We start from the raw sequence: 16,706 nt of genomic DNA, 5'->3' as shown, positions 1-16,706 counted from the left end.
GGGTTTAGTTATATATAGAAACAGGGAGTATCATAAATCATGATATTCCCTGTTTTTTTTCGAATGCCCTCTATTCAGGAGGTTACTTTATTTCTTTTTTAAGGACGTATTTGTCTGCAAGAGGACCACTGATTTCTTTGCCTTCCATGTCCAATTGTTTCAACATATTTTCCCCCACAAAATATTTACTTGGTCCATCTTTTAGGCCGATCAATTCTACTTTTGATCCGCTCGTGTCCCAGGCAAAAGTACCATGGTCTTCCGGGAAATGAGTGTCTTTACCCATATAATTGGTTTTTAGGGCATAACTCATATCTGAGTTTAAAGTTAGTTCTGTTTGAATGCCTTCGCAATCCGCACAAGGAGTGACGCCTTTGTATGTGCCGGCCCAATCCAGTGAATTTTTTGCATTATGCGAATCGTTGATGACGGTGTCTGCCGATTTTTTTGTACTATCAATATTGCTGACCGTTTTTTGGTCGCTGTTGCAGGCCATAAAAAACAGGGAAATGCTGGCGAGTGTTAAGATTTTCATTTTCATGAGTAGCTTTTTTTTTTGATACCTATGGATGTACTGCCAATTAAACGATTTGATAAGGAATATGTTTGCAAAAAAAAAGCCCAAAAGTTTTTGTCTAACTTTTGGGCTGCTATTCCTATTCATCTACATCTTCATTGGTTGCTTGATTTTTCTTCGCTTCAGGTGTTAATTGTTGATCATCTTGATGCCTGAATATTTTTCAATGTGATGGTTTTTATCAATCATCCAGTTTAATTTTTCTTCAGTTTCGCCTTGAAAACCTTTTCCAGTTTCTCTAACTTAGGGAGGATGACTAACCTGCAATATGGCTGATTTCCATTCTTGTTGAAATAATCCTGGTGGTCAGCTTCTGCTACATAAAACGATCCAGCTTTATCTATGGTAGTCACCACAGGTTTGCCATAAGCATTGGTCGCATTGAGTTCCTTTTTATACTTTTCGGCAATTTGTTTTTGTTCGTCATTGTGGTAAAAAACCACCGAACGGTATTGTGTACCTACATCTGCACCCTGACGGTTTAGTGTAGTCGGGTCATGACTTTTCCAGAATACTTCCAGCAACTCATCATATTTAATTTTCGCTGGGTCATAAGTGACCTCAATCACCTCTGCATGTCCAGTTGTTCCAGTACATACATCTTCATAACTTGGGTTGGGAACTGATCCGCCTTCAAAACCCGATCTGACCGCTGTAACGCCTTCCAAACGTTGGAAAAGTGCTTCAGAACACCAGAAACAGCCCATACCAAAGGTCGCTTTCTGTAGTTTTTTTGACTGTGCATCGGCACTGCCAGCGGATAATAAAATTAGGATCATAATTGATAAATACTTCATGATAGTAGGGGCTAGTTAAAAACCATTCAAAATATAATACGTAAGTGTAGTGTTTATAGTTTTCTTAAAACCGTATCTGTACCTACTATTACAATCAGCTGATAATTTACAGTAGCCTATTTGTAAATGTGTATAACTTAATATATTTATTTTCAGATAATTGCTTTTCATTTGTATTGATATTTAACATTTATTAACAATACTTTATTAAATTTGCGATGTTAATACCTATAAAAATATCGATATGTCAACACCTTATATTCCTAGTTTAGACCTGGGCTCATACATCAATGGAGATGATGCACAGCGTAAAAAATTCTCTGATGAATTGGGCAGAGCTTTTAACGATTCTGGTTTTGTAACCATCACTAATCATGGTGTAGACCAAGAATTGATTGATAAACTATATGCCAACATTCAAGGTGTTTTTGCCTTGAAACCAGAGCAAAAGAAAAAATATGAAAGAGCAGAGCTTGCTGGTCAGCGTGGTTACACCAGCCCAGGTAAAGAGACTGCTAAAGGTGCTAAAACGGCAGATCTGAAGGAATTCTGGCAAATTGGTCAGGAAGTAACAGATGGTGATCCGATTAAATCGGAATACCCGGAGAATGAAGTGCTGGAAGAACTTCCTGAATTTAATGCGGTAACCCGTGAAATTTATGAGCGTTTAGAAAACAATGGCAAACATTTACTGCGCGCCATTGCGACTTACCTGGAATTGCCAATCGATTATTTCGATAAACATGTGCACAACGGTAATTCAATTTTGAGAGGGATTCATTATTTCCCAATTGAAAATCCGGAAGCATTAGCTGCAGATGCAGTACGTGCAGGAGCACATGAAGACATCAACCTGATCACCTTATTGATCGGTGCAAGTGCTGATGGTCTAGAAGTATTGACCCGCAGCAATGAATGGCTGCCAATTAAAGCTGGTCACACAGATATCGTAGTGAATGTTGGAGATATGCTGCAGCGTTTAACGAATAACAAATTACGTTCTACCACACATAGAGTGGTAAATCCACCACGTGAGCTAATGAAAACATCTCGTTTCTCTGTTCCTTTCTTTTTACACCCACGCGCAAATATGGACTTGACAAGTCTGCCATCTACAGTGGATGAAGCCCATCCTAAAGTATATGCTGATATGACTGCAGGTGAATACCTTGATGAGCGTTTACGTGAAATTGGATTGAAGAAAATGTAATTATTTCCTCAAACAGGATCAAAAAAAAGCGGCCGTATCATTTTGTGATACGGCCGCTTTTTTTTTGATCAACAATCGTTGATTCTTCAAAGATGAAAGGAGTTATTTTCTTCTGCTGAACTGGATTTCCATAGTTTTCATTTCTTTTCCATCTGTATTGCAGTACATTTCCATCACCTGATGGTCTTTGTCAACAAATTTGAAAACCTCACGGACATCCATGTCTTTTCCGGTCATTGGATCTACACACTTACCTTTAAAATTAATGGTTTTTGTAGCATCATCCCAGGTGCCTTCCATGTTCATCATACCTGTGCCCATGTTGTCTATCCAGGTAGACACAAAGGTCTTTTTTGAATTGTCGTAGCCCAATAGGCTCATTCCTTCAAAAGGCATCCCCATCATGTTTCCTTCATGAATAGATTTTTGATAACGGCCCCCCATGATCATTGAATTTGTGCTGCTGGTTTTACTTTTCGTCGGCGGAGCACCTGGCGCCATCCACATGGTAACTTCCCCATCCCATTTTCCATCGTCATTTGCAATCATTTTGTGCACATCGCCGGGTGTCATGTAAGCTTGCCATGCTTTCATCATGGCATCATCCTGAGCTTGAACCCGACAGGTTATGGCCAGCATCAGCAAAGCCACAACAGATAATGTTAACTTTTTCATTTCATTAGAATTAAGTTTTATATGGTAATTCTAATTTACGAAAAACTGAAGCTAATTACTACCTTTTTCTATGGCTTTATAAATGGCGTCCTGAATTCTTGGTCTGATTTTTAAACTCCCTAACTTCTCTGATACTTTGGGGTTTATGCGGTTGGATAGAAACACGTAAACGAGTCCTTTGGCGGGGTCTACCCAGACTGCCGTTCCGGTATAGCCGGTATGGCCATAAGTAAGGGGAGAGGCCAGTTGCGAAGGATATTTCTTAGTTGCATCTGGATCCCATCTGTCAAAACCTAGTCCTCTTCTGCTCACATCTGATTGTTTCTTGGAAAACATGTCGACTGTTTGCGGCTGGAAATATTGGTTTCCGCCATAACTGCCTTTATTCAATAACATCTGGTAAATGATGGCGAGGTCATTTGCGCTGCTAAATAATCCCGCATGACCAGATACGCCGCCTGCTAATGCTGCACCCTGATCATGGACATAACCTTCCAGCAATGTTTTTCTGAAATAATTGTCTTGTTCAGTAGGTACGATCTGATCTTTTGAAAAGCGGTTTCTTGGTAGGAAACCCGCCGTTTGCATGCCCAAAGGTTTGTAGAAATTCTCCCATACATAGGTGTCCAATGGCATTCCGCTGAGGCGTTCACAGATTTCTTTCATCACATACATGCTGATGTCACTGTAGACGTATTTCCCGCGTGTTCTGATCGGGGAATTCAACATTTTTGGCCACATCACCTCTTTGAAAAATCCTTTTTTGATGTAATAATTGTCGGCCACCTTGGTCGGAAAAGCAGCACTAGAATCTCTGCTATAGTCTCCGGGTTTCACAAAATCGTGGAAAGGAATGAAAGGGATAAATCCCGCCTGGTGCAGCATTACTTCCCTTACTTTAATCGGATTCATAGGTGATAACCTTGCTTTAGGGATGTAAGCGCCAATATTTGTATCGAGATTTAATTTATGTTCTTCAAATAAACGCATCACAGTTGGTGTTGTTGCGGTAGTTTTAGTGAGCGATGCCAGATCGAAAATGTCGGTTACTTTTTCTGGTAAACCATTCACATAAGTATGATTACCATAAGCTTTATTGAAAATTACTTTTCCATCTTTCGCCACCAGGACCACAATCCCCGGAGCGGCTTTCTCACGGATGGCTTCTTCAGCGATGTTGTCAATTTCTTTCAAATCATCGGAATTGACACCTGCATCTTCCGGAAGCGTATATTTTAATCGGGTTTGGGTGGTACTGGCACCTTGTCCAATAACATATTTCGGCGAATAGCTTGCCGTTAATTTTTTAGTAAATGGAATGCCGCCAAAAATCATCTGAGGAACAGTGACTGCTGCTGCTTCATTGTTTTGATTGCTCCAAATGATAGGCGCAGAAATTCCGTCAAATGCCAATAAGCTGCCAGTTTCTCCGAACAGCGCAATAATGATCTTTTTATTTTTTGCAACACTGTTGATGAAGCTGGTATTTCTAGGGTTGTTTATCGCCGAAACCGGTAATGCTACAATCACGAGATTGAAGTATTTCAGGTCATCTTCCAGGTCGTCCAGTGTAGTAGAGGCCAGGTAAGCATCAGAAGAAAAACTGCTGACTTTCGCATACTTGTTTAACAGGCTGTCAAACGAAGATTTGAAGCTGAAATCCAGGCTCACCGAAGCGATGTTTTTCTGATCCAATGCGGTTATAGGGAGCAGATTTGTTTGGTTATTTAAGAGTACAGTATTGCTGCTGATCGTATTGATAACAGCCACTTTTTGCTGGTTCTGCTGATGGCTTTGCGCACAGGCGCTGAAAGTAAATAAAGCCATAAAGCTGGTGATCATGATCCCGGCAAGGTTACTTTTTTTGCTGTATTTTTTATTCATTTAGCTGTTTTTTAAGAAGGTAGGTTCCTGGCTGCTGCTGCTGCTATAAAATGGAGTTGCGATCAGATCTGCTGATGATGTATTTGCAGCTGACGAATCGGAGACTTCCAATAGTCGGGCCAATAGCTTTCTTTCCTGTCGATAAAGATAGAAAAAGGAACAAATAAAATGGAAATAGGCATTAAAAGACAAATTATTAACAAATGAAAACTGAGTATTGAGGCTTATTTTCCCTAAATTAGCAACCTTTACCAGAGAGAAATAAATGTCAGATATAATACAACTTTTACCGGATAGTGTTGCCAATCAAATCGCGGCCGGAGAGGTAGTGCAACGCCCGGCATCAGCCGTGAAGGAGCTTTTGGAGAATGCGATAGATGCAGGTGCAAACAAGATACAGTTGATTTTAAAAGATGCCGGTAAGGCATTGATTCAGGTGATAGATAATGGCTGTGGAATGAGCGTTACTGATGCACGCATGTGCTTTGAACGTCATGCCACCTCGAAAGTCAGAAAAGCAGAAGATTTATTCGCCATTCGTACGATGGGTTTCAGAGGTGAAGCCATGGCTTCTATTGCCGCAATTTCGCAGATAGAAATGAAAACCCGCCGCCATGAAGACGAGCTGGGTACCATGGTAGAAATTGAAGGTTCTGAGGTCACCAATCAGGAGCCGGTAGCGACTCCTGTAGGGACCAGTATCTCAGTGAAAAATCTCTTTTATAATACGCCAGCAAGAAGAAACTTTCTCAAAAGTACCTCCGCAGAAATGCGCCATGTACTGGAAGAATTTCAACGTATTTCTTTGGCAAATCCAGCAATAGCTTTCAGCTTACACCATGACGGAGTAGAAATCCACCGTTTACCTGCCTCAGGCATGAAACAAAGGATCGTTCACCTGTTTGGAAATAATTATAACCAGCGCCTGATTCCTGTAGAAGAGGAAACCAGCATCATCAATATCAAGGGCTTTATTGGAAAGCCTGAGTTCGCAAAGAAAACCAGGGGAGAACAGTTCTTTTTTGTCAACAACAGGTACATTAAAGATGCCTATCTGAACCATGCGGTGAGTAAATCTTATGAAGATTTATTGCCTGATGATCATTACCCAATGTACGTGCTGTTCATCGAAATTGATCCTGCAAAGATTGATGTGAATGTACATCCTACAAAAACGGAGATCAAATACCTGGATGAGAAATCTATTTATGCGATCCTCCATTCTGCGGTTAAGCGCTCTATTGGAAGGTTTAACATCAGCCCAACGATTGATTTTGACCAGGAAACTGGATTTAGCGGGATGATTACCCATAAAGCACCGGAAGAAATTGTACCGCCAAGCATCAGCTTCAATCCGGACTTTAACCCTTTTGCTGCGGATAAACCGACTAGGGAACCCGCTACTGCAGCAACCTTTCCTACTACCTTTCCAAGGTCAGGAAGTGGTGGCGGCGGAGCCAGCAGAGATGCCAGTGCTGCGATTGTACCAAATACCAAGGGATGGGGCGCTTTATATGAAGTAGCCAACCATAGCGATACCGCACAGCAGGCGGCCATTGAATTACCCGGACAATTACCGGACGATTCTCTGGTACCCGTTCAGAAACAGCTGATGCAGCTGCACAACAGGTACATCATTTCGCAGATTAAATCGGGATTGATGCTAATCGACCAGCAGGCCGCTCATGAAAGGATTCTTTACGAACGTTTCAGCAGACACCTGGATGATCGTAAAGGTGCTTCTCAGCAAAGTTTATTCCCACAAACGGTGACCTTAAGTCCGAATGATTTTGAATTGGCAAAAAGCTTATTGGAAGACATTAAAAGCCTCGGTTTTGAGGTTCGGGAGTTCGGTAAAAATACGCTGATCATTGAAGGAATCCCAGTAGATCTAGGCAATAATAACGGCAATGAAACGCAGTTGTTTGAACACCTGATTGAGGGATTTAAAAATTCTCAGCAAGAACTTAAACTGAGCAAAAGAGATGCGCTGGCCAGAAGTATGGCAAGAAATAGTGCCATCAAAAGCGGCGCAGTTTTAGGACAGCAAGAAATGAATACACTGATTGAACAGCTTTTTGCCTGTCAAACACCTAACTTTAGTATCAGTGGAAAGCCAGTAATCCAAACCATCGGTCTGACTGAACTTGATAAAAAATTTGATAAATAGCAACGATGAATAATATCCATATCCCACCAGTAGTCAAAAACCTGCTCATTATTAATGCACTGTTTTTTGCTGCCAAGTTCGTGATGAAAAATGCAGGAATCGACCTGGATTATTTGTTGGGTGCTTTTTACTTCGACTCGCAGTTTTTTAGAATCTGGCAGCCGGTCTCTTACATGTTTATGCATGGTGATTTTATGCACATCTTCTTCAATATGTTCGCCCTATTTATGTTTGGTGGCGTCATTGAAAGCAGGTGGGGAGCGAAACGCTTTATTAACTTTTACCTGATCACCGGATTAGGGGCAGTAGCCCTGCAAATGGGGGTACAGGCCTATGAAGTGTATCAAATTACAGGGTCTGTACTGCATAACCCGGTAATGGTAGATTTAACCCGGGGAATGGCGCAGGTAGGTGTTCCCGGTATTTCCGCAGAAGCCAGAGATACCCTGATCGGAATTTATGGTTTCCCAATGGTGGGTGCTTCAGGTGCTATTTTCGGCTTGTTAGTGGCTTTTGGAATGTTATACCCGAATACGGAAATGTACATCATGTTCATCCCGATTCCGGTAAAAGCGAAATATATTATTCCTGTTTACATTTTAATGGAATTATCTTTAGGAGTGGCACGTGTTCCCGGCGACTCTATTGCCCATTATGCACACTTAGGTGGTGCATTATTAGGCTTTATATTGGTTAAATTGTGGAAAGACAAGGACAACAATAGATTTTATAAATACTATGAATAAGTCTTTTATTGAAGATTTAAAATACCGGGTATTTCAATCCGGAAATCCGGTATATTTTTACATTGGCATCAATGTGCTGCTATTTTTAGTAGTGGCATTTCTGGGCATCCCTTTCTTCTTATCCGGTGTAGGATCTGTGAATTTCCCTGCTTTTATCAGGGAATATCTGGGCTATCCGGCATCGATCGCAAAGCTGCCATTGCGCTTTTATACGGTGATTACCTATCAGTTTTTTCATGATGGGTTTTTACATCTGCTATTCAATATGCTTTGGTTATACTGGATGGGTAAAATCTTCCTGGATTTCTTAAAACCTCGGCAGTTTCATTTTGTCTACCTCGGTGGAGGGATTGCTGGTGCAGCAATGTACACGCTTGCTTATAACATTTTCCCTGTTTTTGCAGGATCGGTCGCAGAAGCAACAGTAATTGGTTCATCGGCTGCGGTAATGGCTGTAATTGTGGCTACTGCTACATTGGTGCCTGATTATAGCATTAGAATGTTATTGCTGGGCGACGTGAAATTAAAATATCTGGCCATGGCCTATATTGCAATGGAGCTGATTGGACTGGCTTCAGCCAATGCTGGAGGTAGTTTTACCCATATCGGAGGTGCCTTATTCGGCTTTGCTTACATTAAAGTGCTGCACAAAGGACGAGACTGGAGTCAGCTTTTCAAAAGAAAACCTAAGCTGAGAGTGGTGAGAAATGAACCTTCAAAATCTGCCCCAAAATCAACTGCAAGCTCCGTTAATCAGCATGAAATAGATGCGATTTTAGATAAGATCTCTAAATCAGGATATGATAAATTAAGTAAAGACGAAAAGGAAACCCTGTTTAAGGCGAGCAAACATTAATGAAGCGATCAAAACCTACATTTTTTGATAAACTGGTCCGTGTACTGGCGCTTGCATTAGCGCTGGCACTCTTACTGGGCTTTCTTGCCGGGAGATTTGACCCCAGGAAGTATCAGTTGATCGCTTTTTTCGGCCTTGCCTATCCTTTTATTCTCTTTCTGAATATTTTTATGGTGATCTGGTGGTGCCTGCGCAGACGCTGGGTGTTTGCAATAGGTACAGTGGCCTTGATCCTGGTAGGATGGCAGGCTTTAACGGCCACCATAGGGATTTTTGGAGAGGATGATAAAGGGCCAAAATATAATGTTGCTTCCTTACGGATGATGACCTATAATGTACATAGCTTTAAACCCTATGGCCTGGAAAATGTAGAATCTGTGAAACAGCAGATGCTGGAACTGATTGAAAAAGAAAACCCAGACGTCATTTGTTTTCAGGAGTATTTTACCCGTAAAAAAGGTTCATTTGACATTACCGATAGCCTTAAAAGAATCTTAAAGACCAAACACTTTTTCTTCGTGCCTTCCAGTAAGAATGATTATGAAGCAACAGGACTGGCCATCTTTTCCCGTTATCCGATTAAGGATACCGGAACGATCGCTTTCGGACCCAACTTTGGCGGCAATGCCAGCATTTTCGTGGACATCGAAGTGAATCAAAAGAAACTAAGAGTATACAATATTCATTTACAATCGATCTCATTTGATAAACAGGATTACAGCTACATTGATAAAGTGGCGAAAAAGATGAATGCGGAAATTAAGCCTTCTAAAAGAATCCTGGTATTGCTTAGAAATGCTTTTCTAAAAAGAAGTGAGCAGGTCGACATCATGAAGGCCCACATGGCCACTTGTCCGACGTCCTTCCTGATTGCTGGTGATTTTAACGATACCCCAGCTTCTTATGCTGTAACGCAGCTGACAAAATCTTTACACAATACTTTTCAGGAAGAAGGTACCGGCTTGGGTAGAACTTATAATGGGAAGTTTCCTAACTTCCAAATTGATTATATTGCCACTACAAAAGACATCAAAGTTTTGAATCATCTGGTGATTCCCGCTAAATTGTCAGACCATTTTCCTGTTCGCAGTGATTTGATATTAACACGCTAAAATTTTTACCTTTGCAAGATGAATACAGGCTTACAGCTCTACAATACCCTAACACGTAAAAAAGAACTTTTTGAACCGCTAAACGCACCTCATGTAGGTATGTATGTGTGCGGACCTACTGTTTACAGTGATGTTCACCTGGGCAATTGTCGTACGTTCATCTCTTTTGATTTGATCTTCAGGTATTTGAAATACAGTGGTTATAAAGTACGCTATGTGCGCAACATTACCGATGCCGGCCATTTGGAAGGTGATCGTGATGAAGGAGATGATAAATTTGCTAAAAGAGCGAAACTGGAGCAATTGGAGCCAATGGAAATTGTGCAAAAATACACTTTGGGATTCCATGATGTATTGAGAATGTTCAATACACTACCGCCAAGTATCGAGCCTACCGCTACCGGACACATCATCGAGCAAATTGAAATGATCAAAGAGATCATGAACAATGGTTATGCGTATGAATCCAATGGAACCATCTATTTTGATGTAGAAAAATACAGTCAGACTTATAACTATACCATTCTTACCAATAGAAACCTGGAGGATATGCTGGCGAATACCAGAGAACTGGGTGGACAAAACGAGAAACGCGGCAGGTTAGATTTCGCACTTTGGATTAAAGCAAAACCGGAAACACTCATGCGCTGGGCTTCCCCATGGGGAGAAGGTTTTCCAGGATGGCATATTGAATGTTCCGCAATGAGTGCCAAATATCTTGGTGCAGAATTCGATATTCATGGCGGTGGAATGGATCTTGCAGCAACACACCATACCAATGAAATTGCCCAGTCTGAAGCTTGCAGTCATAAACAACCGGCAAAATACTGGATGCATACCAATATGCTGACCGTAAACGGTACGAGGATGTCGAAAAGTGCAGGTAACGGATTTCTACCGGAACAATTGTTTAGTGGAGACCATGCGTTGCTGGAAAAAGGATTCAGCCCGATGACGGTTAAATTCTTCATGTTACAGGCACATTACCGCAGTACACTAGACTTCTCAAATGAAGCTTTAGATGCTTCGGAAAAAGGATTTAAAAGGCTGATGAATGCTTTGAGTTTACTCGATAAATTGACGCCAGCTGAAAGCAGTGATTTCGAAATCGATCCGATCATCGACAATTGCGTCAAAGCAATGAATGATGATTTCAACAGCCCGGTGGTGATTGCAGAACTTTTCGAAGCCAGCAGAATTATCAATACGGTGTATGATGGAAAAGGAAAAATCTCTGCAGTAGAACTGGACAAGCTTAAACAGCTGATGCAGGATTTTGTGTATGATATTTTCGGACTAAAAGACGAGGAAACTTCTAATATCGCATTAAATTCAGTACTAGATATGGTGATCGACTTACGTCAGACGGCAAAAGAGAACAAGGATTATGCAACTTCAGATAAAATCAGATTGGGCCTGCAAAGTATGGGCATCCAATTGAAAGACAGCAAAGAAGGAACGACCTGGAATAAAGCCTAGGGATGTTGAATTGTTAATTAATTTTGCAGATCAAAAATATCAGAACAATTATATTCGTACCAAACAAAAATATTATTCAAACTATTTCAAATCATGATCAATAAATTCCTTTATACAGTAGTCGCCCTTTCTATGACAGTTGGTGCTTATGCACAGAAGTCGGACGGAACCACTAAATCTCTTGTTAAAGCAGAGAAAGAATTTGCAGAAAGCCTGGCAAAACATGGCGCCAAAAGTGCTTACACTAGCTTTTCCGCAAATGATGCACTAGTATTCAGACCGAATCCGGTAAATGCGAAAACTTTTTATGCCACACAGGAAGAGAGTAAAAATGTGAGCTGGACGCCAACTTATGCAAGAGTAGCTAAGAGCGGAGACTGGGGTTTCACTACAGGTCCTTATACAATCGATGGAGTAGAGAAAACTTACGGGCAGTATTTGACCGTATGGAAAGCGAAAGATGGCAAATGGGAATTGGCATTAGATCTAGGTACTACGCACAACAAACCGCTGAATAAGCTGGAAACTTCTTATATCGAGCCTAAAGAATATTATAAACCTAAATTTGCAACCGATAAACAAAGAGCTGCGGGAACAGATATCATCGTGACCACAGAGAAAACGTTGAATACTACCCTGAAGTCTTACGGTGTAGCTGCATTTGCAGGTTTCTTAAATCCTGATGCCAGAGTATTGTTCCCTGGATATGAGCCGATCGTTGGAAAAGATAAAGCCATGGCTTTCTACAACGGTATGGTGAAAAATATGACACTTAAAACTACTAAAGCAGATAAAGCTTTAGGTGGTGATCTTGCCTATACTTATGGCGTTGCAACCATTGATTATAAAGCAGATTTAAGAGAAAGCTTCAATTACGTGTTTATCTATGAGCGTCAGGCCGACCATAACTGGAACCTGATCATGCAGGTTTTCACACCTGCTGAACGTTAATCAAATGATAATATAAAGAGAAAAGGGTTTTTAACAATTGGTTTAAAAACCCTTTTTTTATGGCTGAGTTTTACCTTTTTGAGGTCGCTTAGTATTAGCTTTTGATATTTCCGTTTTTAATCTCTTATTTTCAATGCCCATCCATATAAGGATCATACCTTATCTGCGTTATGGATGAAGAGTAACCATAATTAATGAAGAAATACATTTAATGAAGAAAAATATACTAATCCTTGCGGCAATGTTGATTGTCGGTCAAAGTCAGGCTCAGAAATTCGATTTACAAGGCCAGAGAGGCGCTCGTGGCATAATGCCTGAAAATACCATACCAGGAATGATTAAAGCCTTAGATCTCGGCGTTAATACCTTAGTGATGAATGCTGTGATTTCAAAAGATAAGCAGGTGGTGCTTTCTCAGGAGCCCTATTTTAATGCAGAGATCAGTTTGAAGCCAGATGGTAAAGCCATCAGTTTAAAAGATCAAAAGAAATATAACATCTACAAAATGAATTATGAGGAGGTGAAGAAATTCGATGTAGGAAGCAAAATTCACAACCGTTATCCTGGCCAGCAGAAATTTAAAGCATATAAACCATTGTTGGAAGAAACGATGGATTCAGTGGAGTCTTATGTGAAATTCAACAAGCTTACTAAACCTAATTACAGTATTGAAACAAAACTGATCCCCAAAGGAGATGGAGAATTTCAACCGGAACCTTCGGAGTTTGTAGACCTGATTATGGAAATTGTGAAAAGAAAGAAACTGGAGAAAAGAGTGACCATCCAATCATTTGATATCCGTACACTTCAATACCTTCATGAGCATTATCCTAAGATCAAAACTGGATTGCTGATCGATGAAAAGGAAAACTTTGAAGTTAATATTGAGGAATTAGGATTTAAGCCGACAGTATATAGCCCATATTCAGTATTGGTAGGAAAAAGCTTAGTGGATCGTTGTCACGAAGCCGGGATTAAAATCATCCCATGGACGATCAATTCCACTAAAGAGATGAAGTATCTGATTGGGTTAGGAGTAGACGGTCTGGTAACGGATTATCCAAATCTGTTTAAACCAGCGCTGCTGAAAGAAGAGTAAAGAAAAGAAATGAGGTATAAAAAGAAGGCCCTTGAAAATTTTCAAGGGCCTTCTTTTTATAGGGCTGGCGACTGTAAAATTAATTAGAGCCATGGTATAAAATCAATTATCGCTATAAAATGAATGCTGCTTTGGAACCGATCTATAGCCCTGTGTAAAAATCGGAATCACTTAATTTTAAAACAAGTTTTTAATGATCTGTTCCATGGAAAGACCTTCTGCTTCCGCACGGTAATTCCGAACAATCCTATGTCTTAATATGGCTTCTGCTACCGCCTGCACATCTTCAATATCCGGTGAATACTTCCCAGAAATCGCTGCATGACACTTGGCACCAACTACAAGAAACTGAGAGGCCCTAGGACCTGCGCCCCAGCTGATGTATTTATTCACCTCTTCGGTCGCATGCGCAGTATGCGGACGCGTTTTACTAGCCAGTTTAACGGCATATTCTACTACATTATCAGCGATAGGGATATTGCGGACCAGTTTCTGAAAATATTGAATCTGCTGCGAATTGATGATCTTTTTCAGCTGAACATCCCGATTGCTGGTGGTGTTTTTTACGATGGTCAATTCTTCTTCAAAAGAAGGGTAGCCTAAATGCACATGGAACATAAAACGATCCAATTGTGCTTCTGGAAGCGGATAGGTTCCTTCTTGTTCAATTGGGTTTTGTGTGGCCAATACGAAGAAAGGATTCGGTAAGATATGTCTTTGTCCGGCTGCAGTAACTGCTTTTTCCTGCATGGCTTCTAATAGGGCAGCCTGTGTTTTCGGAGGGGTTCTATTGATCTCATCAGCAAGAATGATATTTGAAAATATCGGTCCGGGAATGAATTTAAAGTTGCGGTCTTCACCAAGAATTTCAGCCCCAATAATGTCGCTGGGCATTAAGTCTGGAGTGAACTGGATCCTATTGAAATTAAGATCCAGCACATTCGATACGGTTTGAACCAGCAGGGTTTTAGCCAGACCTGGAACACCGACCAACAGACAATGGCCATTGCTGAAAATAGCGATTAAAACTGATTTCACCACTTCATCCTGCCCAATAACCACTTTGCCTATCTCGGCTTTAATGTCTTTGTATACCTGATGTAAGGCGTCTACTGCTTTAATCTCATTTTCAAATGGCATAGATTTATTTTTTAGAAGTTTGAGCCCAGATTTTTAACTCATCACACTGGTCATAATCAGGGTTGATTCTGATGTAAGTATTTTCTCTTCTTTTCTCAAACCACTCGCTCAACGTACGGTCAATTTTGGCCTGTTGTGCTCTTTCTTTGAACTTAGAATAATCTTGTTCCAGGTTTCCTTTGTGTGGTGGGATTTTAGATTTCAGATACAATAATTTGTATCCTTCTTTACCATCCTGACCGGTAAACATTATTGGTTTAGATAAATCACCAACTTTCATTGTGTCTACTACTAAGAATACTTTAGGGTCCAGTTTATCAGCAGGAATGAAAGTCGTTCTTGCAGTAACGTTATCTGCGTAAAGCATCATTCCACCATTGTACTGTGATTCTTTATTGTCAGAATACAAAGAAGCAGCGGTAGAAAAGGTGATTTTTTTGTTGACGATGTTACTATAAATACTATCTGCCTGCAGTTTTACACGTTCTAAACTGGCTGGCGTTGTTTGTGGACGAATCAAAATGTGACGGGCCTGGACTTGTTCTCCACGACGTTCAATCACCTGTAAAATATGGAAACCATGTTCGGTTTCAAAAACTGGGGAAACCTCACCGGCTTTCAATTTGAAGGCCCATGCTGTAAATTCTTTTACCATTTTTGTACGGTCAAAGAAACCTAAATCACCACCATCAGGTGCCGATCCTGGATCTTCAGAATATGATTTTGCAAGGAAAGCAAAGTCTTCACCACTTTTAACCCTTAACCTTAATGCATCGATTTTATCATAGAATTTTTGCTTCTCTGCTTTCGTTAGTTTTGGGTGAAGCACAATCTCTCCAACCTCAAATTCTGTAGGAATATCAGGTAAGCTATCTTTTTTGTAAGAATCAAAGTATTTTTTAACTTCAAGAGGGGTGATGCTCACATCTTTTGTGATGTGCTGCTGCATATTGTCAGAAATTAACTGCTCTTTGATATCCGGTCTGATCTCATCTTTGTATTGCAAAACGGAACGGTTTAAGAATTGCTCTAAGCGCTCTTCACCACCGGCACGTTGAATTTGCATACGCATTCTTTTCTCCACCTCATTGTCTACCTGATTCTCATCTACGGTAATTGAATCGATTTCCGCTTGTTGCTTCAGTAATTTTTGAGCAAGCATCTGCTGAAGGATATAACACTTTATCTTTTCATCAGGTGGGTTTCCAGAATTCAGGTATTGCGCATATTGTTGGTTCAAATCAGATAATAAAATGATATTATTCCCTAATACAGCAACAACTTTATCAATATTTTTCTTTTGCGCCTGTGTGTTTAAAAACAAACAGATTAAACCGCTTGCAATCACTAAAAATTTCTTCATTCTATGTACGTTCAATTATATTCTTTTGCAAATTTAACATTAATATTTTTGGGGAGCCGCGTTTATAATTTTGCCAGTTTTTTCAATTCTGCCTCATTTATTTTTACCGGATAACGATCCCTTAGCTGTGTCACCCAGTCTTTTTCCAGTGCGCTTTGATAATCAGCGATTACCATTCCTTTTTGTTCTTCAAAAGAACCATCACTATAGAGCGATTGATTTCTTTCATAAAAGTTGCGAAGCTGGTGGGTATCATTTTGAGCTTTATCCCAAACTTTTATCTCCGATACATTAAACATGAGTACCGCGTTCTTGTACTCATTGATGATCATCGAGTAAGTGGCCTTTGGAAGGGTCACTTTTTTCTGAGCACGCAGGGCAGTCTCATAGTCTTTAATTTCTGAAAGATAGGCCGTATCCCTGTCAAATCCCATTTCTTTAGCATCGAGTACTTTAAGTTTGAAATCCAGGTAGAGGTTTAAATAATCTTCCAGTTCTTTAAATTCAATATTTGAAGTCCCAGGGTGGTTTTTCTTATAAACCCACATAAATTCTTTACTACTTACAGGTTTCCCATTAATACTGGCTACATTTTGTGCAAATGCGCCCGCAAAGGTCATACTGAAGAAGATAATGCAACAAGTTTT

Annotated in this window: 15 protein-coding genes; 8 read left to right on the top strand and 7 right to left on the bottom strand. The window is 40.3% G+C overall.

Translation table 11 applies throughout. The features are described from left to right. Positions 1-82: 82 nt before the first annotated feature. Together AQ505_RS24080 and msrA are read right to left on the bottom strand one after the other, a co-directional pair. A complete protein-coding gene (locus tag AQ505_RS24080) occupies positions 83-541 on the bottom strand; it encodes a copper resistance protein NlpE (protein ID WP_062550513.1) in 459 nt (152 codons plus the stop codon). Positions 542-771: 230 nt separating this feature from the next. Beyond that, positions 772-1,374: a peptide-methionine (S)-S-oxide reductase MsrA gene (gene msrA / locus AQ505_RS24075; RefSeq protein WP_082461698.1), complete on the bottom strand. Its 603-nt coding sequence runs from the start codon at positions 1,372-1,374 to the stop codon at positions 772-774. 244 nt (positions 1,375-1,618) lie between these two features. Between msrA and AQ505_RS24070 the strand changes: the two genes are divergently transcribed. Continuing rightward, positions 1,619-2,584 (top strand): isopenicillin N synthase family dioxygenase, encoded by a 966-nt coding sequence (locus tag AQ505_RS24070; protein WP_062550511.1) that lies wholly within the window; start codon positions 1,619-1,621, stop codon positions 2,582-2,584. Between the two features lie 102 nt (positions 2,585-2,686). On the opposite strand, the gene AQ505_RS24065 is transcribed toward AQ505_RS24070, so the two are convergent. Further along, positions 2,687-3,259 carry a DUF1579 domain-containing protein gene (locus AQ505_RS24065; RefSeq protein ID WP_062550510.1) on the bottom strand — a complete coding sequence of 191 codons (573 nt, stop codon included), beginning with the start codon at positions 3,257-3,259 and terminating at the stop codon, positions 2,687-2,689. A 51-nt stretch (positions 3,260-3,310) separates the two neighbouring features. Beyond that, positions 3,311-5,143, bottom strand: coding sequence for a serine hydrolase domain-containing protein (locus AQ505_RS24060; protein ID WP_082461696.1), 1,833 nt, complete (start codon positions 5,141-5,143; stop codon positions 3,311-3,313). A 265-nt stretch (positions 5,144-5,408) separates the two neighbouring features. Here AQ505_RS24060 and mutL point away from each other — a divergent pair, with 265 nt between their 5' ends. The 7 genes from mutL to AQ505_RS24025 all read left to right on the top strand — a co-directional run bounded on the left by mutL (position 5,409) and on the right by AQ505_RS24025 (position 13,556). Next, positions 5,409-7,313 (top strand): DNA mismatch repair endonuclease MutL, encoded by a 1,905-nt coding sequence (mutL, locus tag AQ505_RS24055; RefSeq protein ID WP_062550509.1) that lies wholly within the window; start codon positions 5,409-5,411, stop codon positions 7,311-7,313. Positions 7,314-7,318: 5 nt separating this feature from the next. Then, on the top strand, positions 7,319-8,059 hold the full coding sequence (locus tag AQ505_RS24050) for a rhomboid family intramembrane serine protease (RefSeq protein WP_062550508.1): 741 nt from the start codon (positions 7,319-7,321) through the stop codon (positions 8,057-8,059). Then, positions 8,052-8,915 carry a rhomboid family intramembrane serine protease gene (locus AQ505_RS24045; protein WP_062550507.1) on the top strand — a complete coding sequence of 288 codons (864 nt, stop codon included), beginning with the start codon at positions 8,052-8,054 and terminating at the stop codon, positions 8,913-8,915. Before AQ505_RS24050 ends, AQ505_RS24045 begins: the two co-directional genes overlap by 8 nt. After that, on the top strand, positions 8,915-10,027 hold the full coding sequence (locus tag AQ505_RS24040; protein WP_062550506.1) for an endonuclease/exonuclease/phosphatase family protein: 1,113 nt from the start codon (positions 8,915-8,917) through the stop codon (positions 10,025-10,027). The genes AQ505_RS24045 and AQ505_RS24040 overlap by 1 nt, the downstream gene beginning before the upstream one ends. Before the next feature lie 18 nt (positions 10,028-10,045). Beyond that, positions 10,046-11,506, top strand: a complete 1,461-nt coding sequence (gene cysS, locus AQ505_RS24035; RefSeq protein WP_062550505.1) for a cysteine--tRNA ligase — start codon at positions 10,046-10,048, stop codon at positions 11,504-11,506. A 93-nt stretch (positions 11,507-11,599) separates the two neighbouring features. After that, positions 11,600-12,457: a nuclear transport factor 2 family protein gene (locus AQ505_RS24030; protein ID WP_062550504.1), complete on the top strand. Its 858-nt coding sequence runs from the start codon at positions 11,600-11,602 to the stop codon at positions 12,455-12,457. A gap of 211 nt (positions 12,458-12,668) precedes the next feature. Next, positions 12,669-13,556: a glycerophosphodiester phosphodiesterase family protein gene (locus tag AQ505_RS24025; protein ID WP_062550503.1), complete on the top strand. Its 888-nt coding sequence runs from the start codon at positions 12,669-12,671 to the stop codon at positions 13,554-13,556. Positions 13,557-13,733: 177 nt separating this feature from the next. Here AQ505_RS24025 and AQ505_RS24020 read toward each other — a convergent pair whose 3' ends face one another. The 3 genes from AQ505_RS24020 to AQ505_RS24010 all read right to left on the bottom strand — a co-directional run bounded on the left by AQ505_RS24020 (position 13,734) and on the right by AQ505_RS24010 (position 16,679). Beyond that, the gene (locus AQ505_RS24020) at positions 13,734-14,696 is read right to left on the bottom strand and encodes an AAA family ATPase (protein ID WP_062550502.1); all 963 of its coding nucleotides are present in this window, start codon (positions 14,694-14,696) and stop codon (positions 13,734-13,736) included. 4 nt (positions 14,697-14,700) lie between these two features. Next, the gene (locus AQ505_RS24015) at positions 14,701-16,059 is read right to left on the bottom strand and encodes a peptidylprolyl isomerase (protein WP_062550501.1); all 1,359 of its coding nucleotides are present in this window, start codon (positions 16,057-16,059) and stop codon (positions 14,701-14,703) included. A 62-nt stretch (positions 16,060-16,121) separates the two neighbouring features. Next, a complete protein-coding gene (locus AQ505_RS24010; RefSeq protein ID WP_062550500.1) occupies positions 16,122-16,679 on the bottom strand; it encodes a hypothetical protein in 558 nt (185 codons plus the stop codon). Positions 16,680-16,706: the final 27 nt, after the last annotated feature.

The sequence above is a fragment of the Pedobacter sp. PACM 27299 genome (assembly GCF_001412655.1).
Taxonomy (GTDB): Bacteria; Bacteroidota; Bacteroidia; order Sphingobacteriales; family Sphingobacteriaceae; genus Pedobacter.
The sequence above is the reverse complement of the archived record's forward strand: the minus strand, read 5'-3'. Positions and strand labels throughout refer to the sequence as shown.